This is a genomic window from Salipaludibacillus daqingensis (assembly GCF_029891575.1).
GTDB lineage: Bacteria > Bacillota > Bacilli > Bacillales > Salisediminibacteriaceae > Salipaludibacillus > Salipaludibacillus daqingensis.
Genome location: NZ_JARZHF010000001.1, coordinates 369,736 through 390,169, shown reverse-complemented (window position 1 = coordinate 390,169; position 20,434 = coordinate 369,736). Strand labels below are relative to the sequence as shown.

The window sequence follows — 20,434 nt, the reverse complement described above, 5'->3', positions numbered from 1 at the left end:
AAAGAACAGGCTATATTAAAAGTGTTTGTTATCGTTCAATGTTGATTTGAAAGTGATGAAAGCTTAAAGAAAAAAACCAAGCTTTTAAAATAATGCTCGGCTTTTTTTCTTGTTCTTGTTTTTTTTGCCTTCTATCACGGTTAACTTAACATCGGACTGTCGTTTAACAAGTGGCCTTGAAATGTGTTTTTTCTTTTCTTTTTGCTTGTTGGAAAAGGAGGCGGTTTTTTTCTTCTTTGGAGCAGCCCTGTGTGCGCTCATACTTCGTTGTTGTGAGAACGAAGCTTGGCGTCTCATAAGCCTCGGCATCACAACATTTTTAATGATGATAAGTATTAACGCTACGATTCCAATAGTTACAAGGATTTGAGTAATGAAAGCTGCAGGGTTCGTAATTAATTGTACTCCGATACCTATAGCCGCCAAACTCAGCAATGTTATGACGACAGGGTGATAAGATTGACGAAACATGTTCATACACCTCCATATTTTATAAACAAGTTGAATTGATTAAGTCTCGCGCTCAAATTATAAAAAAATTAGTTCTTTCATCTTATTCGATTGACCTGTGATGGATTCTATTTTTCTTAAAAACAAAGGAAACAAAACAACGATCGAATATTTTTCTAATTAAATCTAAATTTATCAAATTTATACTTTATAAATGAAATAATTTAAGAGGTCCATAAAGTTAAAATTTCTTGCTTATAGTTACTATTCTACATTAAAAAGTAGAATTCCTCCATTAATTGAATGATGTACATAGATATCATTCCCTCTTTTAAATAACATTACACATCACTTTTACAACTTTATTAATGATAAAAAATAAATTTGCGGTAAAGCTATGTTTAGAGGTGAGTGTAATGGCAAATGAAGAGAAAAAAGACGAGAGTATGACGTATCAAACAACTATTACGGTTGTTGGCTTTGTTGGTGGTATCTTATGGAGTTTCATAGGATACATCGCTTATTTCTTAAACTTTTCGAAAGTAGGACCTTCGATGATCCTTTTACCTTGGGCCTTAGGAGATTGGAAACATGGACATTTAGGGCATTGGATTGGTATTTTAGTCATTGGAGTATTGTCGATTGGAGTAGCATTTGTTTATCGATTGGTTTTTTCAAAAATAAATTCTATATGGCCAGGAATTCTTTTTGGAGCAGGGTTATGGATGATTGTCTTTGGATTCCTACATCCTTTATTTGAGGAAGTAGAATCGTTGGTGAATATGGATTTAAATACTCTTATAACCACATTATCACTATACGTTGTTTTTGGATTATTTATCGGCTATTCCATATCATATGAATACCATGAACGATCGACAAACGAGGTTGAAGCTATTCAAGATTAAGGTCCTGTGATAGAATGTTCCTTGGAACATTCTCTTTTTAATACTTTTGAGAAAATTCAGCTAAAACATAGAGACTCAGTGAACTTCATTTTGAGATTCTTAATAATTTAAGTTTATAGGAGCTATGTTTCTTGAAAGTGTTGTTTTCTTAAAGAATGGGGGAAAACATGAAGATTCTCATATTGAACGGTCCAAATTTAAACCGATTAGGTCAACGAGAACCTGATATATATGGTTCCGAAACTCTCACAGACCTTGTTAAGAAATTAGAGTCTTATAGTGAAAAAAATAATGTGACTATTCAATCCAAGCAATCAAATTGGGAAGGTCAATTAATTGATTGGTTGCACGAAGCCGATAATGCAGTAGACGGTGTCGTTTTTAATCCTGGCGCATTTACTCATTATAGTTACGCTATTAGGGACGCGATTGCTAGTATTGATGTACCAGTTGTTGAGGTCCACATTTCTCATGTTCATGCAAGAGAAGAATTTCGAAAAACTTCTGTCGTCGCACCAGTTTGTATTGGACAAATCAGTGGATTTGGATTTACTGGCTACGAGATGGCAATTGATTATTTTTGGAGGAGGAATCGATCATGAATCATCTGACTAGTTTACGAGAACAGTTTAAAAAGAATGAAATCGATGGCATTTTAATTACGAGTAATTATAATCGCCGTTATTTAACAGGTTTTACTGGAACGGCGGGAGTTGCTCTCTTGTCAAATAAGGAAGCGAAATTTATAACAGACTTCCGTTATGTGGAGCAGGCTGAATCTCAAATAGAAGGTTTTCAAATTGTTGAACATAAAGGTCCGATCCATGATGAAGTTGCAAAACAAGTGAAAGAAATGGGAATTCAACGTCTTGGGTTTGAACAGGACCATGTAACCTATAAACAATTCGATACATATAAAAAGTCTTTGAATGCGTCTTTCATTCCAGTTAGTGGACTAGTAGAAAAATTACGATTGTATAAGTCACCGGAAGAGTTAAAGGTCATTCAAGAAGCAGTAGATATTGCAGATGCAGCATTTACTCATATTCAATCGTTTATTAAACCAGGTGTTAAGGAAATTGATGTTTCCAATGAACTTGAGTTTTTTATGAGAAAACAAGGTGCGGTATCTTCGTCTTTTGATATAATTGTTGCTTCTGGATACCGCTCTGCCCTTCCACATGGGGTCGCTTCAGATAAAGTGATTGAAGAAGGGGAACTAGTAACGTTGGATTTTGGAGCATATTATAAAGGTTATTGTTCTGATATTACTAGAACGGTCGCCGTTGGTGAACCAACTGATGAGCTGAAAAAGATTTATAATACCGTTTTAGAAGCTCAACTTAAAGGTGTCGAAGGAATTAAACCTGGTATGACTGGTAAAGAAGCCGATGCCCTAACAAGAGATTATATATCGGAACAAGGTTATGGTCAGTATTTCGGTCATTCGACTGGACATGGTATGGGCTTAGAAGTTCATGAAGGACCAGGGTTATCTCACAAAACAGATCAAAAGTTAGAACCAGGAATGGTTGTCACTGTGGAACCAGGTATTTATGTTGCTGGTATCGGTGGGACGAGAATTGAAGATGATATAGTGATCACAGAAGATGGAAATAAAATCTTATCGAAATCCACGAAAGAACTGCTATTTCTTGGAGTATAAAAATTGAAAAGTATAGAAAAATGAGGAGGAAGAATGAATGATTTCTGTAAATGATTTCAAAACAGGGTTAACAGTATTAGTAGATAATGACCTTTATCAAGTTATTGATTTTCAACACGTAAAGCCAGGAAAAGGGGCGGCTTTTGTTCGCTCAAAACTTAGAAATATGAGAAATGGAAATATTCAAGAAAAAACTTTCCGAGCAGGTGAAAAGGTCGAAAAAGCTCATATTGAAAATAGTAAAATGTCATATCTCTTCTCAAGTGGAGATGTTCATTCTTTTATGGATACTTCATCATATGAGCAATTAGAGCTAACTAGTGATCAAATCCGTGAACAGTTAAAGTATTTAAAAGAAAATATGGAAGTTCACATTCTTCAATACAAAGAAGAGATTCTAGGAGTAGAGGTTCCTCAATCGGTGAAATTGGTCGTAACAGAAACAGAACCTGGGATAAAAGGGGATACAGCATCAGGTGGAACGAAACCAGCAACAGTAGAAACTGGATTAACCGTTCAGGTTCCATTTTTTGTTAATGAGGGTGACGTTTTGATTATTGATACACGTGAAGGAAAATATGTTTCAAGAGGTTAAATAAAGGAAAACACGCTTATATAATAAGTGTGTTTTTGCTTTTTATAAATGACGAAAAATATGTAAATGGGCGCAAAACTTTCGCAATTTTCAAATATCATGTAAAGTAGTGATTAACACAAAGTGAAAGGGTGGTTAGATTGGAAAAAAAGCAATTAGCTATTTCTGATGAGGTGTCGGCCAGCTATTATAACTTTTCTGAGTATGTTGTTTGTGTTGAAGTGATGAAGAATGAAAAATCATTGGGGTCTTTCTGTTCTGATCTTAGTCAATTTGAAGAATGGGATGAAGAAGAAGTCGTGGAGTTAGTAAAAAATCATATTATTCAAGTTGAGAAAGCAGAAAACCATCGAAATGACCATTCGCAATACTTAGAGAATGGAATGGAGATCAAATATCATAAACACTGGGAGGATTTTTATTGTGTGGAAGTGTTTGATCAAGGAAAAGAGGTAGGTTCATTTTGTGCAGATCGTTCTTCTTTTGAAGAGTGGATGGAAGATGAACAACAACTTAGTGAAGTTATAAAATCTCAACTAACACGTTAACTAACATATTTAAAAAGCCTCGTTGATCGTACGCCGATCAACGGGGCTTTTTTTGTCTGACTAATACCATTCGCAGGTGTTTCACTAGTTTCCTCTATATTATTGTTAGCGGTTCACTACAATTTAAATAAATTAACCAAACTAGATTAAACAATATCGAAGAGGTTTTGTCATAAATAGAATGGTAGGACATATATTTTTGTTAGACAACCATCATCTAAAAGGGTTTTCACTGTATGAAAGGAATTTTCAAAAGAAATAATCAATCCAACGTTGATTGTGAAGTCGTTTGAACGAAAAGAGGTCGGTAAAAATGCAAGAAATTTTTCGAATAATGCCAAAACCGATTCGAGAATTTTTAGAAAAAGATGTTCAAATAAGAAAAGGAAATTTAGAAGAGATAAGGTTAAGAGTTGGAAAACCAGTAGAAGTCGTTCGGACGAATGAAGAAAAAGCAATGACTCCTCTTGTCGCACCTATTTTCACCCAAAATGAGGCTTCAATGATGATGGCTTTGATTAGTCAACATTCATTATACCGCTTGGAAGAAGAGCTAAGGCGAGGGTATATTACCATTTCCGGTGGACACCGAGTGGGGATTGCTGGACGAGTAGTTGTTGAAAAAGGAGAGGTAAAAGGAATTCGAGAAATTGGGTCATTTAATATTCGAATTGCGAGAGAGAAAAAAGGTGTTAGTGACCCATATTTATTAGAGTTATATAAAAATGGCACTTGGATGAACACATTAATCGTAGGTCCACCTAAGACGGGAAAAACAACGCTGTTGAGAGATTTCGCAAGACAAATAAGTATAGGTATTCCAAAAAGAAGAATCAAAGCTAAAAATGTGGCAATCATCGATGAACGATCAGAAATAGCTGGATGTGTGGATGGTATTCCTCAACATGAGTTTGGAACAAAAGTTGATGTATTGGATGCATGTCCAAAAGCAGAAGGGATGATGATGATGATCCGTTCCATGAGTCCTGATGTTCTAATCGTTGATGAAATTGGAAGAGAAGACGATGGTAAAGCATTGATGGAAGCAGTTTATGCAGGTGTTTCTGTCATTTCTACTGTTCATGGTTCTACTTTAAGTGAAGTAAAAGGACGACCAATGATTAAAAAATTATTTGATCACGGGGCATTTGATATGGTTCTTGAACTGACAAGTGTTGGTGGAAAAGCAAAATGTAAACGAGTGGTACGACCATCTCACACAATGAATAAAGTGATGGACCCATGACTTGGTTTGGTGCTGCTTTCATTGTGTTTTCTTCCGCTTTTATTGGAATGGAGTTAGCAAGAAGATTAGAAAGGAGAACAACGTTATTAAGGCACGTAAAAGTAGCGCTGGAAACGTTTGATACAGAAGTTGCTTTTGCTATGATGCCGTTGGCTCAAGCACTTGAACAAGTGTCTAGACAGCTACCTAGTCCGACAAAAGAATTTTTTCATCAAGTTGCGGTGAGATTAACTGAAGTAGAAACATCCGCAGTAGAAGTATGGGAAGAAGAGCTGGATGTTTGGAAAGTACATGTGGATTTAGAAGAAAAGGATATTGAGATTTTAAGACAATTTGGTCAAACATTAGGTAAACAAGATATTGATGGTCAGAGAAAGCAAATACAACTGACGCAGTCGTATTTAAATCATATGGAGAATATGGCTCAGGATGCACAAAAAAAGTATCAATCGATGTACCGAAGTTTAGGGTTTTTAGGAGGATTGTTGTTAGTTATTATGCTGCTTTGACAGGACAAGTCAGTAAGGGGGAGATCGGTTGAATTACGATGTGGGCTTGATTTTTCAAATTGCAGGGGTAGGCATTGTTGTTGCAATGATCCATACCGTTTTGAAACAAATGGGAAAAGAAGAAATAGGAAATTGGGTGACGCTTATTGCCTTTGTCGTTGTGCTATATATGGTCGCTACCGTTATTGATGATTTATTCACAAAAATTCGAAGCGTATTTTTGTTTCAAAGCTAAAAGGAGGGAAAAGTTATGGAAATCATTCAAATTGTTGGTCTAGGAATGATTACCACCTTCTTGGCTTTGGTTGTCAAAGAACAAAAGCCAGTGTTTGCTTTTTTATTAACGGTTTTTACTGGCATTATCATTTTCTTATTTTTAGTAGATAAGATTGCGATCATGATTGATTTAATTGAAGAATTAGCAGTGAATGCAAATGTTAACTTAATTTATGTTCAAACGATTTTTAAGATTATAGGAATTGCTTATATAGCAGAATTTGGCGCACAGATTGCTCGGGATGCCGGGCAAGGTGCTATTGCATCAAAAATCGAGTTGACAGGTAAAGTGCTAATCATGATTATGGCCATTCCAATCATTTCAGTAATAATTGAAACCATTCTTACGTTAATTCCAGCAGCTTCGGGGGACTTTTCATGAATAAAAAAATACTTGTCAATATAGTGCTGCTATTTTTTTTAGGATTCATGGGGACGAGCGTTGTTTTTGCTGAAGAACCAAAAACGCTTAATGAAGAAGAAATCATGGACAAACAAATGAATCAGCTGAACATTGAAGAAATTGAAGAGTTTTGGAATCAAGTTCGTCATGATTATGAAGGTTTTTTACCTGAAATGCAACGAGATGATTTCATGGGTTTGTTAAAAGGTGATCAAGATTTTTCATTAAAAGCATGGGGATTAGGTTTTTTGAAATTCTTTTTTCATGAAATTGTCGCCCAGGGCAAATTACTCGGAACATTGATTCTATTAACTGTATTTAGTATGATTCTCGTTCATTTACAGCAAGCATTTGAGAAATATCAAATTAGTAAGGTTGCTTATGCTGTGACATATATGGTGTTAATGATCATCGCTTTAAATAGTTTTTATATTGCTATGGAATTAGCCGAATCAACGATTCAAGTAATGAATCAATTTATGGTGGCTTTAGTTCCAATGTTGTTAGTCTTAATGGCAACTGTGGGGAGCGTAACTTCTGTGGCTCTCTTTCACCCAATGGTTATGTTTATTGTTCATACGAGTGGATTATTTGTTCAATATTTTATTTTGCCTCTGTTATTACTGTCAACGCTTCTCTCTATTGTTAGTACGATGACTGACCATTATAAAGTGTCCAAGCTTGCCGCTTTATTGCGAAATGTTGCTGTTGGAAGCTTAGGTATATTTTTAACTGTTTTTTTAGGTGTATTATCTGTCCAAGGAGCAACGGCAGCTGTTGCAGATGGAATTGCCATTAGGACGGCCAAGTTTGTTACAGGGAATTTTGTTCCAGTTGTAGGGAGGATGTTCACAGATGCAGCAGATACGGTGATGGGTGCTTCCCTTTTACTTAAAAATACAATCGGAGTGTTAGGGCTATTTGTATTACTACTTATTTGTACATTTCCAGCTTTGAAAGTACTAGTTATATCTATCATCTATTCCTTCTCAGCAGCAATTCTTCAACCGCTTGGTGGAGGACCAATTATTGATTGTTTGTCTATTATTGGTAAAAATATCCTATTTGTTTTCGCAGCTTTAGCGGCTGTCTCATTAATGTTTTTCCTATCCATTACGATCATTGTCATCTCCGGAAATCTTTCGATTATGCTCAGGTGATAAGGGATAAAAGAGGTGAAATAAAATGGCACTAATCAGTAGTTGGATCACAAATATTCTTTTATTAATTTTATTCGCAACCATATTAGAGCTTTTATTACCAAACTCATCTACACAGCGATATGTGAAGCTTGTCGTAGGCTTGATGCTTTTAGTAGCAATGCTTCAACCAATATTATCAATCTTTCAAGAAGACCCAGAAACCCTTATCGAGCAAATGGAAGTCTTGGGGGAAGGGACCTATGAAAATAATACAGATAACATACATTTGGAAAAATCAGATATAGAATCTGAATCACTTGCATATATTTCTGAACAAGTGGCTGTCCAATTACGAGATAAAGCTCAGGTCAGCTTCTTACATGAGTTTGAAATGAAGATTGTAGAAGTGACAGTAAATTTTCACTCGTTACATGAACAGGAAGATAAAAAAAACCTAGAGAGTATCTATGTCTCGATTCAAAAAGCGAGTGAGGAAGAAATGAAAGAAAAAGAAGATGAAATTCAAATCGATCCGATTGTGATTGAGAGTGAAACGTCAACCAAAAGTAAAGACGGTGATTTGGAGGGGAAAAAACAAATGAAAACTCACTTAGCAGATTTATGGGAAGTCCCTGAAGAAACGATAATTATTTCAGAAAAAGGAGGGAGAAACAGGTGACTAAAGAGAAAAAAAACGAGACGTTGTTTCACTCCTTTACATTTAAAAATAAAGGGAAAAAAGTTAGATTAGGGTATTTTCTTATATTGATTGCGGTCGGGGTGTTTTTGATGATATTGGGCAGTTATCTGCAAGAAGATGATAATGATGAACCGACGATGACATTACATTCATCTGAAGTTGATGAGAAGGAGGAGGTGGAAACAGCTGTATTTAAATCGGACAAGGAGAAAGAAAATCCTGAAATAAAAAGGGATGATTTCGAGTACCATTATGAGACTCAATTAAAAAAGGCTTTAGAAGAAATTGTAGGGGTGTCAAACGTTTCAGTCATGGTCAATCTAGCTGGTTCAGAAACAAATATATATGAAAAAGATACACATACGACAGAACAGAATACGGAGGAAACAGATCGGGAGGGAGGTACTCGAGATGTAAAGGATTCTACGAAAGATGAGCAGGTAGTTATTGTTAGAAAAGGAGACCAAGAAGAACCATTGCTCATTAAAACGAAAAAACCAGAGATTAGTGGTGTACTAGTCGTGGCAAATGGCGTGGATAATGTGCAAGTGAAAACTTGGGTAGTTGAAGCGATAAGTCGCGTATTAGATATACCGTCCCATCGTGTTTCTGTAATGCCGAGAAAACTAGAGGAGGATGCTTCATGATTTTAAAAAGACAAACGGTATGGTTATTAACTATGCTAAGTTTAATTATTGTCCTATCTGTATATTATATTTCTATGGAACAATTTGGTGATCCGCAATCGGGAGAACCAGAAGGAGAGCAAGAGGCAGAAGAGACTGCAGGATTAGGAGAAGAAATAGAATTTGAATGGATGGATGACGAAGAGTTAACATTTATTGAATTAGAAGATGCAGAGGAAGTCATTGGTGACTCAACAATATCACAAGTGAATGTGGATCAAATGTTTGATACAATTCGTCTCCAGCGTCAAGATTCTAGAGGGAAATTAAATGAAGAGTATAAAAGCGTTATTGCATCAACAGAAACAGAACCTGAGATACAAGTCGAAGCTTTAGAAAAAATTGAGTCGCTTCAAATAATGTCTCAGCAAGAAGAAATGATCGAAACAATGATTCGATCGAAAGGATATGAAGATGCATTAGTAATGGCTGATGAAAATCAAGTGAATATTTATGTGAAAGCGGCGGATTTATCAAAAGAAGAAGCTGTCGAACTTAATCAATTAGCTTATGAACATATAGGTATCGAGAATATTCGAGTTGGTTATCAACCAGGGACCGAATAATAAAGAAGGGAAGACCCTTCAGGCTTTCTCCATTAAGAAATGGAGGAAGCTATTTTTCTTTACATATACTCAAATGTAAAAAAAGAAATCTTATTGTAGCGGAAATATGTTATTAATAGTGGTAAAATAGGAGAAAGTGTTTAGTACTCTATTTACATTTTCTCAGATTCAGCTTTTAGCTGGAGAGAACTAGATCGTTACTTTTAAGATCAATTAATTATGAAAGTATGATTTTAATATGATTGGTGGTATAATACCCAATTGGAGTAGCTTCGCAGACGATCGAAGCACTATACGTTTTCTTAAGGGAGAGATATTTGATGGAATGGTCACAATTAACTGAAGGTGCAAAAGCCGTTTTAGAGCAAACGAGAAATATTAAGAATGATAAAATTCAAATTGTTGAGTTTGAAGTAGGTTTTGAACAAACTGCTGAAGAAGCAGGGGAAGGAGAACCTGTATCTATTCAAGAAGAAGATTATCAAAGTTTAAAAAAATTTACGGAAGAAAATGAGTATGGAGATAAGTACCATATGGCAAGAAATAAAAATACGGTGAAAATAATTTTACTTGATAAAGGAAAGATTCCAGATAATTTATCTGATTTCCCAATTTTTAGAGAATATAAACAGAAAGAAGAATAATTGATAAAAGCCTTCCTTATAGGACTGAACCTTAGTGGGAAGGCTTTTTATAAAAAGAGAAAGAAAGGGTTTTCATTATTAGTGAATATAGATGTTCGTTTTCGATTTTTACGAGTGAATTTTTCACGGATAGTGAAAAAAAGGTTTCTATTTTAAGTTATTTAAGGTAGCATATTTTTAGGACTACGTCTTAAGACGTGGCTTAAATGTTTAAAGAGATTCATTTTTAAAAAGAAATGTATAGGTGATAAACCTATATTTAAATGAGAATGGAGTGACAAATATGTTGAAAATTCAAGAAATCAGAGAACTAATTAAACTAATTGATGAGTCTAGTATTGATGAATTTAAATTTGAACAAAATGGTTCAAAAGTGACAATGAAAAAACAATCGGACCAACCGGTCAGCTCAAACAATCGATCGTTAAATTCTACAGAATCAACGAAAACAAACTTCGTTCAAGAAGTGCAACCTCAACAAGAAGTAATCAAAGAAGAGTCTGTACCTTCGAATGAAAAAGAAATAAAGGTTGTTGATGAAAACAAAGCATCTAATGAAAAATTACATACGATCACTTCACCTATGGTAGGAACCTTTTATGAATCACCTTCACCAGATTCAGCTCCTTATGTGAAAAGTGGTGACAAAGTAAATCAAGAGAGCGTTGTTTGCATCGTGGAAGCGATGAAACTTATGAACGAAATCGAAGCGGAGATAAACGGTGAAATTGTAGAAGTTCTGGTTGAAAATGGACAATTAGTAGAATATGGCCAAGAACTTTTCTTAGTGAAGCCGGAGTAGGAGATGACATCGATGTTAAAAAAAGTTCTTGTTGCGAATAGAGGAGAAATAGCCGTTCGAATTATTCGAGCTTGTAAAGAATTAAACATTGAAACGGTTGCTGTTTATTCTGAAGCTGATGCAGAGGCTCTTCATGTTCGTTTAGCAGATGAAGCCTATTGTATTGGTCCTGTTTCATCAAGGGACAGCTATTTAAATTTTACGAATATTATGAGTGTGGCAACGCTGACTGAAGTGGATGGTATACACCCTGGTTATGGTTTTTTAGCGGAGAATGCTGACTTTGCTGAAATTTGTAATGCTTGTAATATTGCTTTTATCGGGCCAAGTCCATGGGCAATTAGTCAAATGGGAACAAAAGATGTGGCTAGGACAACGATGGAAAAAGCAGGAGTCCCTGTTGTTCCAGGTTCCAAAGGGATCATTGAAACGATTGAAGATGGTATGAAGGTTGCAAAGGAAATAGGGTATCCTGTTATTATTAAGGCTACTGCAGGCGGCGGCGGGAAAGGTATCCGTGTTGCTGTTGATGAAGGAGAGTTAAAAAAAGGGATTTCTATTACTCAAAAAGAAGCTCAAGCTAATTTTGGGAATCCTGGAGTATATTTAGAGAAATACATTGAAGATTTCCGTCATGTAGAAATTCAAGTAATGGCTGATAATTTTGGTAACGCTATTCATTTAGGCGAAAGAGACTGTACGATACAACGAAGACTTCAAAAATTAGTTGAAGAGTCACCGTCGCCAGCACTTGATAAAAATATTCGCGAGGAAATGGGACTTGCTGCTGTGAAAGCAGCGAAAGCGGTCGAATATACTGGTGCAGGTACGATTGAGTTTATTTATGATCATCACGAGAAAAAGTTTTATTTCATGGAGATGAACACACGTATCCAAGTGGAACATCCAGTAACTGAAATGGTAACGGGTATTGATTTAATTAAAGAACAACTTTTAGTTGCGTCAGGAGAGAAGCTTTCTTATACTCAAGAGGAAGTTACTTTTAGTGGTTGGGCCATAGAATGTCGAATAAATGCTGAAAACCCTGATAAGAATTTTATGCCATCACCTGGGAAAATTGGTATGTATTTACCTCCAGGAGGTCTAGGGGTTAGAATAGATAGTGCAGCGTTTCCAGGCTATACGATTACACCTTATTATGATTCTATGATTGCAAAAGTAATCACTTATGGAAGGGATCGAGAAGAAGCGATAGCAAAAATGAAACGCGCTCTTAATGAATTTGTTATTGAAGGTGTTCATACGACTATTCCATTCCATTTAAGACTTTTCAATCATGAAGTGTTTATTGGTGGGGACTTCAACACGAAGTTTTTAGAAACTTATTCGTTAAAACCTGAAAAGGAAAACGAATAAAGGAGGATAATGAAATGACAGAAAATCACTTGATTCAAATGTCAATGGACAAAAATAATCTAGGTAAAGTGGAAATTTCCCCTGAAGTCATTGAAGTTATTGCTGGGATTGCTACATCTGAGATAGATGGTGTGGGAATGTTGCGAGGAAACTTTGCTTCTGGGGTTGCTGAGCGGTTAGGTCGAAAGAGTGCTCATGGAAAAGGAGTAAAAGTCGACTTAAGCGAAGATGGTTTGAAAATTGAAGTTTTTGTGATTACGAATTATGGTGTATCCATTCCTGATGTATGCCAAAAAATTCAGGAAAATATTGTTCAAACTTTAAAGAACATGACTGCCATCGAAGTGTTATCCGTGGATGTACATGTCGTAGGGGTTCATTTTGAGGAAAAAACAGATCCAGACGCAACTAAAAAAGAGCAAGGAGTTTAAGCCAAAGTTATCTTTGGCTTTTATTTTTGTTTAAGGTGGTACTGCTTTAATAGGTATTACCTCATCGGTGAATGATACGTATATGAAGTTTTTCTATTATTTATTTCGTGTTCTGTATTCAATGATAAAGATATGCTATCATCTAAAGAGAGCACAAAATCATCATAAAATGAAAGTCGATTTTAGTGACGTTGATCAACTGATTAATGTTGTGATCGGTAAGATAGGAGAAATATATGAAACGAAGATTAGCTAGAATTAAAACGGTACAAGCACTTTATCAAATTGAAATGACAGATGTTGATCCAACGGAGGCGATGCATTCTGTTTTGGAAGATGGAGAGGTTATCGATTCCTTTTTTGAATCACTTGTTTTTGGAACGGTGGAACATTTGACAGAGATTGATCCACTTATTGAAGAAGTGTTAGAGCATTGGTCTCTTTCTAGAATTTCAAGAGTAGATCGAGCTATTTTGCGTATGGCGGTCTATGAAATGAAGTACGTATCTGATATCCCAATGAATGTTAGTATCAATGAGGCGATTGATTTAGCAAAAGGATTTACTGGAGAAGAGGAACCAGGTAAGTTTGCAAACGGTGTTCTTTCAAAAGTGGCTAAGCGACTAGATAACTGATAAATGTCAGTTTTTCTATAACAAGTTCTAATGAAAACCATTGAAACAAAGTGGTTTTTAAAGACGAACTTAAATCCATATTGAAGAGATTTCGGGGGGATTTGTTATGACAGCAGAAATTATTTCGGGTAAAGAGCTTGCTCAAGAGAAAAGATTAGAAATGAAAAACCAAGTGGAAAGTTTGAAAGAGAAAGGGATTATTCCTGGGTTGGCAGTCATTCTTGTTGGAGAAGATCCAGCGTCACAATCTTATGTAAGAGCCAAACAAAAAGCCTGTAAAGAAACCGGGATTCACTCTGAACTTGACGAAGTCTCACCTTCGATTACAGAAGCTGAATTACTAGCGAAAATTGAAAAGCTAAATAAGGCCGAACATATTCACGGCATTCTAGTTCAGTTGCCGATACCTGATCACATTTCAGAAAAGAAAGTGATTGAAGCGATTCATCCTGATAAAGATGTGGATGGATTTCATCCGATTAATATTGGAAGAATGATGACAGGACAAGAGTCTTTTTTACCTTGTACTCCTTTTGGTATTGTAGAAATGATCAAATCGAAAAACATCGGAATTGAAGGGAAACACGTTGTCATTGTTGGTCGAAGTAATATTGTCGGAAAACCAGTTGGACAACTTTTACTAAACGAAAATGCGACCGTTACTTATTGCCACTCACGGACGAAAAACATGGCGGAATTTACTCGATCTGCTGACATCCTTGTTGTTGCTGTTGGTAAACCACACTTTATTGACAAAGATGATGTCAAAGAAGGTGCTGTTGTTATAGATGTAGGAGTTAATCGAAATGACGAAGGGAAGTTAATTGGAGATGTTGTCTTCGATCAAGTGAAAGAAGTCGCTTCTTATATTACTCCAGTTCCTGGTGGCGTAGGTCCAATGACAATTACAATGCTTTTACATAACACGGTTTTATCAGCGAATAGAAACTTAAAGTAAGGAGTTAATCAGATGAATCAAGACTTTCTTACCGTAAGTGACCTGACCCGCCATATTAAACAACTGATGGATCGAGATTCACAGTTGCAAAATGTGTGGTTAAGGGCAGAAATATCCAATTTTAAACGGCATAGTCGTGGACACATGTACTTCACATTAAAAGATGAGAAGTCTAAAGTGCAGTCGGTTATGTTTGCTGGAAATAATCGCTCCCTTAAATTTTTACCTGAAGATGGTATGAGAGTTCTCGTAAGAGGAGATATCTCTGTATATGAACCTTATGGTCAGTATCAGCTTTATGTAAAAGAAATGCAGCCAGATGGAATTGGGAACCTATATTTAGCGTTTGAAAAACTAAAGAAAAAGTTGGAAATGGCAGGTTATTTTTCGTCCGATAGAAAAAAAACGATTCCTTCTATGCCACAATCTATTGCTGTTATTACCTCTCCGACAGGGGCAGCGGTTAGAGACATTATAACAACGATTACTCGCCGTTATCCTTTAGCGAAAGTGACGCTTCTCCCTGTATTAGTGCAAGGTCCAGACGCTCCACTATCGATTGCACGTGCCATCAAACAGGCAAATGAGTCAAATCGCTTTGATGTCATTATCTCCGGAAGAGGTGGTGGTTCACTAGAAGAATTATGGGCATTTAATGAGGAAGTCGTGGCCGAGGCCATCTTCCGTTCTGATTTGCCTATCATTTCTGCCGTTGGTCATGAAACAGATGTAACCATTAGTGATTTTATCGCTGATTTAAGAGCACCGACCCCAACTGCAGCAGCAGAGCTAGCGGTTCCCAATATCCATGACTTATTAACGACTATCTATGAACGAAAAGCGCGCTTAACAAGAGCTACGGAAACAAGATTGTTACAAGAAAAAGAAAGATTAACGTATTTAACGAAGTCTTATGCCTTCAGGTATCCGAAACAACTAGTAGAACAAAAAGAACAGGAATTAGACCGTTTACATGAAACGTTAATAAGAGAATCAAGCCGTCTACTGGAGAAAAAACAAGATCAGTTACACTCGGTCACGCAGCGTTTACATGTACTTCATCCGCAAGAAAGAATAAAACAAGAGACGAAGCGGCTTTTGCAAAGTGACCAAGCGATCAAGAGAGCGATGACTCAACTTATAAGAGATAAGCAGAATCATTTATCTTTACAAATGTCAAAGCTAGATCTGTTAAGTCCTCTGAAATTGATGGATCGAGGATATAGCCTTGTATACAATGAAGAAAATAAACTTGTTAAAAAAACCAATCAAGCACCGATAGACTCCATGATTTCCGTGCAATTACAAAATGGGAAACTTCAATGTGAAGTAAAAAGGCATGTTGATCAATCAGAATAATTATGATGGAGGAATGGATATGTCAAATGACAATCAAACATTAACTTTTGAGCAATCTATGAAAAGTTTAGAAGAATTAGTAGAGAAACTAGAACAAGGGGACGTGCCGCTAGAAGAAGCAATTACTATGTTTCAAGATGGAATGAAGTTATCTAAAGACTGTCAAGACCGCTTACAAAAAGTGGAGAAACAAATGACAGAAGTTCTTTCTGAAGATGGGGAAATTAGTACATTCCAAGTAGAAGAGGACGAATAAAAGTGAGTGTCCAACCGATATTAGATAAATTTATAGAAGATGAGAAAAAGCAAATTGATCGGTTACTTCCTAATTTTATTAATGAATTAAAGGCACCAGCTTCACTAAAAGAAGCGATGATCTATTCCCTTGAAGCAGGAGGAAAAAGGGTTCGACCTATTTTGCTTTTAGCTACATTAAAAGGATTTAGGCAACCGTTAACTAACGGTTATGATGTCGCTTGTGCTTTAGAAATGATTCATACGTATTCTTTAATTCATGATGACCTACCTGCGATGGATGATGATGATTTACGGCGCGGAAAACCAACAAATCATAAAGTTTTTGGAGAAGCTTTAGCTATTTTAGCTGGAGACGGGCTTTTAACTTATAGTTTTCAGTTGATCGCTGGATTAGACTACTTGTCAGCTGACAAGAAAGTGAGTGTAATCGGCAAAATTGCAGCTGCGTCAGGTCCAACGGGGATGGTTGGTGGACAGGTAGAAGATATGGAAGGGGAAGATCAACTGCTCGATGTAGAACAATTACAACATATTCATCATCGAAAAACGGGAGATCTTCTTTCTGTTGCATTGGAGTGCGGAGCGATTTTATCTTCAGCGACAAAGACTGAAACGAAGGAACTTAAGTTATTTGGCAAGCATCTAGGTATAGCTTTTCAAATTAAAGACGATCTCCTAGACGTTGAAGGTGATGAAGACAAAATCGGAAAACCAGTAGGCAGTGATGAGACAAATAACAAAACAACATACCCGAAAGTACTTGGAATGGAAGGTGCTAAAGAGAAGTTATCTTTTCACTTAAGTAGTGCGAAGAATCACCTTAATAATGTAGAGATAGACAAAGATATTTTGCTTGGTTTGGTTGATTATATTGGATCTCGCACAAGTTAACTAGTTTTTATGTTTTTAGTAAATCATGGTGAAATTGCTAGTCGTTGTATGTTGTCTGACGTATTCATATCATGGTATAATTAATAAGGTGAGTGGTGCAGTATTCTAGTCGGTTCTCCATTTTCGAAAGCGGGCCTAAAAATCCGCTAAAGGGCACATCGATGAAGTTCCTAGGTATGGCTTGAGGCGCCCAGCCTTGGGTCATGATTGGGAGTAAAGGCTTGAGGGCGATCCACAATGGCATGTGGGCGTTGACCCTCTAGCCGCGGAGGCCCTTCCATGTGGTAACCGTAAACCGACGGTATTACGTGTGAGGGTATGAACCTGCATTGCAAGTTTCGGGAACTTGTGAGCAGCGTAGCCTGCCTTGAGTGGAGTACGAGGGGATTATGAATGCTAGGTTGTATTCATTAGCAATCATTCATATGAAATCGTCTCTGCAAAAGAGGATAGAGGATGGATAAGAACTGTCGAGGAAAACTCCTAGACTGTTCCACAGGACATTTAAAGGGGATTATAGTGCGTTCTAAGTGGTAATCCAGTCTGACGTTTGGTGACAGCGTCAAGGTGAGTTTAATGGGAAACCGTCACAGCGGCGACGCTGAGGTACTCACTTGGGAAAACCTACTGGACCTAAGGCGCAGTTTTAACTCTTTGAATGACCACTCGCCACTACATATTTGAATTGGTTGAGACAAATTATTTGTGGGTTTTATGAATTTGTTTAATATCACACATATTTTAAAATAATAAGCTTTAAAAGAAGACAAGCTATGTATAATAGCATTGCTGCCGGAATATGGAGAATGCATTAGCACCTACGAAAATGAAGTAGGTGCTAATGTATTTTAAAGGAAGTTGATGAATGATGAAGAATTCGTTGAAAAAATCGTTAAATTGGAGTTTAATAGTAGCCGTTATCACCTTGGTGCTGGCGGCTATTTTTTCCATTGTCTCAACAGCAGTTCTAAGTGGGGTAAGCTGGGGTATTGGTATGATGATTGTTTTCTTTATCGTATTGACCGGGGTTATTTCTGATACGATTGGTGTGGCAGCAACGGCAGCTAATGAGAAGCCCTTTCATGCGATGGCTGCAGAAAAAATACCAGGTGCGAAACAATCCGTGATGATTACAAGAAATGCTGATCGATTTTCAAATTTCACAAATGATGTTATTGGTGATATTGCAGGTGTCATTAGTGGAACGGCTTCTGCTTATGTCGTTATCCAATTAGGTTTACAAATGGGCTATGAAGAGGGTTCCAATGTGCAATTTGCTATTTCTGTTTTGTTTACGAGTGTGGTTGCAGCTTTGACTGTAGGCGGTAAATCTGTAGGAAAAACAGTAGCTATTCAGTTTTCAACGGAGATCATAGACCATGTGGGTAGATTATTTTACTTTTTAGAGGTAAAATTGAAAATAACCATATTCAAAGATAATAAACGTAAAAAGAAGGGTAATAAGAATAATAAAAGAAAGTGAGGGTTTTTCTTGGATTTGCTAAGCATAAATGAACCTAAATTTGTCAAAGATTACAGCAACAAAGATCTAGAAGACCTTGCTAAGGATATTCGGAAATTTTTAATTGAAAACCTCTCTGTTACGGGGGGGCATTTAGGTCCTAATTTAGGAGTGGTCGAGTTAACACTTGTTCTACATCAATTGTTCGATAGTCCTAAAGATAAATTTTTATGGGATGTGGGACATCAAGCCTATGTGCATAAAATTTTAACTGGGAGAGCGGACCAATTTGGTTCCCTTCGCCAGTATCAAGGGTTATGTGGATTTCCCAAGCGATCAGAGAGTAAGCATGATGTCTGGGAAACAGGGCATAGTTCAACGTCATTGTCAGGAGCAATGGGAATGGCTCTTGCAAGAGACTTGAAAGGGTCAGATAATTACGTTATTCCTGTTATTGGAGACGGCGCTCTGACTGGAGGTATGGCATTGGAAGCGCTTAATCATATCGGACATGAGCAAACAGATATGATTGTCGTCCTTAATGATAATGAGATGTCAATTGCGCCAAACGTCGGAGCGTTGCATTCCATGCTAGGACGAATGAGAACCGCAGGAAAGTATCAAAAAGCAAAAGAAGAACTAGAGATGTTGATCAAGAAAATCCCTGCTTTTGGAGGCAGGTTAGCGGCAACAGCAGAAAGAGTAAAAGACAGTTTAAAATATTTGCTTGTATCAGGAATGTTTTTTGAAGAGATGGGATTCACATACCTTGGACCAGTCGATGGCCATGACTTAGAAGATTTAAAAACGAACATGAAATACGCTAAAAAGACAAAAGGGCCTGTTCTTGTGCATGTTATCACTAAAAAAGGAAAAGGATATGCTCCTGCAGAAAACGATGCAAAAGGAACATGGCATGGCCTTGGACCATATAAAATCGAATCAGGGGAAGTGGTGAAAAAACCAGGACCGCCTAGTTATAGTGGAGTATTTACAGAAACATTAAAAGGAATTGCAAGACAAGATGAACGTATCGTTGCGATTACTCCAGCGATGCCGGGTGGTTCAGGACTTGATAAGTTTGCTAAAGAATTTCCAACTCGCATGTTTGATGTAGGCATTGCTGAACAACACGCAACGACAATGTCAGCAGGTTTAGCTACTCAAGGAATGAAACCAGTATTGGCGATATATTCAACGTTTTTACAACGGGCATACGATCAGCTAGTTCATGATGTTTGTAGGCAAAACTTAAACGTCTTTTTTGCTGTAGATCGAGCGGGTCTAGTAGGCGCTGATGGTGAAACACACCAAGGAGTTTTTGATGTTTCTTATTTACGCCATTTGCCGAATATGAAAATATTATGTCCTAAAGATGAAAATGAATTTCAACATATGATCTATACAGCAACATGTTACGATGATGGACCAATCGCAGTACGCTATCCTAGAGGCGCTGGTTTAGGGGTCAAGATGGACGAGGAATTGAAAGTCATTCCTCTTGGAGAATGGGAAATATTAAAAGAAGGAACAGATCTCTCTATTTTAACCTTTGGAACAATGATCCCAGTTGCAATGGAAGCAGCGGAGAAATTAAATGCTCTAGGCATAAATGTTGAAGTGGTTAATGCTCGATCTATCAAACCGTTAGATCATAATAAATTAACAGAACTTGCGAAAAGTCATCGTCCAATTTTAACGTTGGAGGAGACGGCTCTATTAGGTGGATTTGGAAGTGCTGTATTAGAATTTTTCCATGAAAATCACCACCATACGATGGTTGTGGAAAGAATGGGTATTCCAGATAAATATATTGAACACGGGAGTGTTCCAGAGTTACTTGAAGAAATTGGATTGACTACAGAAAATGTTGTTACTCAAGTGGAGCAAATTATTCCGAAGAAGAGGAAACGTGCGTAAAA

Annotated in this window: 25 protein-coding genes; 24 read left to right on the top strand and 1 reads right to left on the bottom strand. The window is 36.8% G+C overall.

What is annotated here, in order from left to right; translation table 11 throughout:
* Nucleotides 1-84 precede the first annotated feature (84 nt).
* A complete protein-coding gene (locus tag QDN89_RS02005) occupies nt 85-471 on the bottom strand; it encodes an SA1362 family protein (protein WP_280768404.1) in 387 nt (128 codons plus the stop codon).
* Between the two features lie 395 nt (nt 472-866).
* On the opposite strand from QDN89_RS02005, the gene QDN89_RS02000 reads away from it, so the two are divergent.
* The 24 genes from QDN89_RS02000 to dxs all read left to right on the top strand — a co-directional run bounded on the left by QDN89_RS02000 (nt 867) and on the right by dxs (nt 20,432).
* Nucleotides 867-1,358: a YqhR family membrane protein gene (locus tag QDN89_RS02000; RefSeq protein WP_280768403.1), complete on the top strand. Its 492-nt coding sequence runs from the start codon at nt 867-869 to the stop codon at nt 1,356-1,358.
* A 167-nt stretch (nt 1,359-1,525) separates the two neighbouring features.
* On the top strand, nt 1,526-1,960 hold the full coding sequence (gene aroQ, locus QDN89_RS01995; RefSeq protein WP_280768402.1) for a type II 3-dehydroquinate dehydratase: 435 nt from the start codon (nt 1,526-1,528) through the stop codon (nt 1,958-1,960).
* The gene (locus QDN89_RS01990) at nt 1,957-3,024 is read left to right on the top strand and encodes a M24 family metallopeptidase (RefSeq protein ID WP_280768401.1); all 1,068 of its coding nucleotides are present in this window, start codon (nt 1,957-1,959) and stop codon (nt 3,022-3,024) included. Before aroQ ends, QDN89_RS01990 begins: the two co-directional genes overlap by 4 nt.
* 37 nt (nt 3,025-3,061) lie before the next feature.
* Nucleotides 3,062-3,619 (top strand): elongation factor P, encoded by a 558-nt coding sequence (gene efp, locus QDN89_RS01985; protein WP_280768400.1) that lies wholly within the window; start codon nt 3,062-3,064, stop codon nt 3,617-3,619.
* Between the two features lie 140 nt (nt 3,620-3,759).
* Nucleotides 3,760-4,167: a hypothetical protein gene (locus tag QDN89_RS01980; RefSeq protein ID WP_280768399.1), complete on the top strand. Its 408-nt coding sequence runs from the start codon at nt 3,760-3,762 to the stop codon at nt 4,165-4,167.
* A 313-nt stretch (nt 4,168-4,480) separates the two neighbouring features.
* Nucleotides 4,481-5,413 (top strand): stage III sporulation protein AA, encoded by a 933-nt coding sequence (spoIIIAA, locus tag QDN89_RS01975; protein WP_280768398.1) that lies wholly within the window; start codon nt 4,481-4,483, stop codon nt 5,411-5,413.
* The gene (gene spoIIIAB, locus QDN89_RS01970; protein ID WP_280768397.1) at nt 5,410-5,922 is read left to right on the top strand and encodes a stage III sporulation protein SpoIIIAB; all 513 of its coding nucleotides are present in this window, start codon (nt 5,410-5,412) and stop codon (nt 5,920-5,922) included. The genes spoIIIAA and spoIIIAB overlap by 4 nt, the downstream gene beginning before the upstream one ends.
* 28 nt (nt 5,923-5,950) lie before the next feature.
* Nucleotides 5,951-6,157 (top strand): stage III sporulation protein AC, encoded by a 207-nt coding sequence (spoIIIAC, locus tag QDN89_RS01965; RefSeq protein ID WP_280768396.1) that lies wholly within the window; start codon nt 5,951-5,953, stop codon nt 6,155-6,157.
* A gap of 15 nt (nt 6,158-6,172) precedes the next feature.
* Entirely contained in the window at nt 6,173-6,580 is a 408-nt protein-coding gene (gene spoIIIAD, locus QDN89_RS01960) for a stage III sporulation protein AD (RefSeq protein WP_280768395.1), read from the top strand.
* Nucleotides 6,577-7,761, top strand: coding sequence for a stage III sporulation protein AE (spoIIIAE, locus tag QDN89_RS01955; protein WP_280768394.1), 1,185 nt, complete (start codon nt 6,577-6,579; stop codon nt 7,759-7,761). Before spoIIIAD ends, spoIIIAE begins: the two co-directional genes overlap by 4 nt.
* Before the next feature lie 25 nt (nt 7,762-7,786).
* Nucleotides 7,787-8,422, top strand: a complete 636-nt coding sequence (gene spoIIIAF / locus QDN89_RS01950) for a stage III sporulation protein AF (protein WP_280768393.1) — start codon at nt 7,787-7,789, stop codon at nt 8,420-8,422.
* The gene (gene spoIIIAG / locus QDN89_RS01945) at nt 8,419-9,090 is read left to right on the top strand and encodes a stage III sporulation protein AG (RefSeq protein WP_280768392.1); all 672 of its coding nucleotides are present in this window, start codon (nt 8,419-8,421) and stop codon (nt 9,088-9,090) included. Before spoIIIAF ends, spoIIIAG begins: the two co-directional genes overlap by 4 nt.
* Complete coding sequence (locus tag QDN89_RS01940) at nt 9,087-9,695, top strand: SpoIIIAH-like family protein (protein ID WP_280768391.1); 609 nt, start codon at nt 9,087-9,089, stop codon at nt 9,693-9,695. Before spoIIIAG ends, QDN89_RS01940 begins: the two co-directional genes overlap by 4 nt.
* Before the next feature lie 320 nt (nt 9,696-10,015).
* Entirely contained in the window at nt 10,016-10,339 is a 324-nt protein-coding gene (locus QDN89_RS01935) for a hypothetical protein (RefSeq protein ID WP_280768390.1), read from the top strand.
* 283 nt (nt 10,340-10,622) lie between these two features.
* Nucleotides 10,623-11,141, top strand: a complete 519-nt coding sequence (gene accB, locus QDN89_RS01930; protein ID WP_280768389.1) for an acetyl-CoA carboxylase biotin carboxyl carrier protein — start codon at nt 10,623-10,625, stop codon at nt 11,139-11,141.
* A gap of 12 nt (nt 11,142-11,153) precedes the next feature.
* Nucleotides 11,154-12,518 (top strand): acetyl-CoA carboxylase biotin carboxylase subunit, encoded by a 1,365-nt coding sequence (gene accC, locus QDN89_RS01925; protein ID WP_280768388.1) that lies wholly within the window; start codon nt 11,154-11,156, stop codon nt 12,516-12,518.
* A gap of 14 nt (nt 12,519-12,532) precedes the next feature.
* On the top strand, nt 12,533-12,949 hold the full coding sequence (locus tag QDN89_RS01920; protein WP_280768387.1) for an Asp23/Gls24 family envelope stress response protein: 417 nt from the start codon (nt 12,533-12,535) through the stop codon (nt 12,947-12,949).
* A gap of 236 nt (nt 12,950-13,185) precedes the next feature.
* The gene (nusB, locus tag QDN89_RS01915) at nt 13,186-13,584 is read left to right on the top strand and encodes a transcription antitermination factor NusB (RefSeq protein ID WP_280768386.1); all 399 of its coding nucleotides are present in this window, start codon (nt 13,186-13,188) and stop codon (nt 13,582-13,584) included.
* A 106-nt stretch (nt 13,585-13,690) separates the two neighbouring features.
* A complete protein-coding gene (gene folD, locus QDN89_RS01910) occupies nt 13,691-14,542 on the top strand; it encodes a bifunctional methylenetetrahydrofolate dehydrogenase/methenyltetrahydrofolate cyclohydrolase FolD (RefSeq protein ID WP_280768385.1) in 852 nt (283 codons plus the stop codon).
* A gap of 12 nt (nt 14,543-14,554) precedes the next feature.
* Complete coding sequence (gene xseA / locus QDN89_RS01905; RefSeq protein ID WP_280768384.1) at nt 14,555-15,901, top strand: exodeoxyribonuclease VII large subunit; 1,347 nt, start codon at nt 14,555-14,557, stop codon at nt 15,899-15,901.
* Nucleotides 15,902-15,920: 19 nt separating this feature from the next.
* Nucleotides 15,921-16,157 (top strand): exodeoxyribonuclease VII small subunit, encoded by a 237-nt coding sequence (locus tag QDN89_RS01900; protein ID WP_280768383.1) that lies wholly within the window; start codon nt 15,921-15,923, stop codon nt 16,155-16,157.
* Between the two features lie 2 nt (nt 16,158-16,159).
* Nucleotides 16,160-17,050 (top strand): polyprenyl synthetase family protein, encoded by an 891-nt coding sequence (locus QDN89_RS01895; protein WP_280768382.1) that lies wholly within the window; start codon nt 16,160-16,162, stop codon nt 17,048-17,050.
* Nucleotides 17,051-17,918: 868 nt separating this feature from the next.
* The gene (locus tag QDN89_RS01890; RefSeq protein WP_280768806.1) at nt 17,919-18,533 is read left to right on the top strand and encodes a hypothetical protein; all 615 of its coding nucleotides are present in this window, start codon (nt 17,919-17,921) and stop codon (nt 18,531-18,533) included.
* Between the two features lie 9 nt (nt 18,534-18,542).
* Nucleotides 18,543-20,432 carry a 1-deoxy-D-xylulose-5-phosphate synthase gene (gene dxs, locus QDN89_RS01885; protein ID WP_280768381.1) on the top strand — a complete coding sequence of 630 codons (1,890 nt, stop codon included), beginning with the start codon at nt 18,543-18,545 and terminating at the stop codon, nt 20,430-20,432.
* The last annotated feature ends 2 nt before the right edge of the window (nt 20,433-20,434 follow it).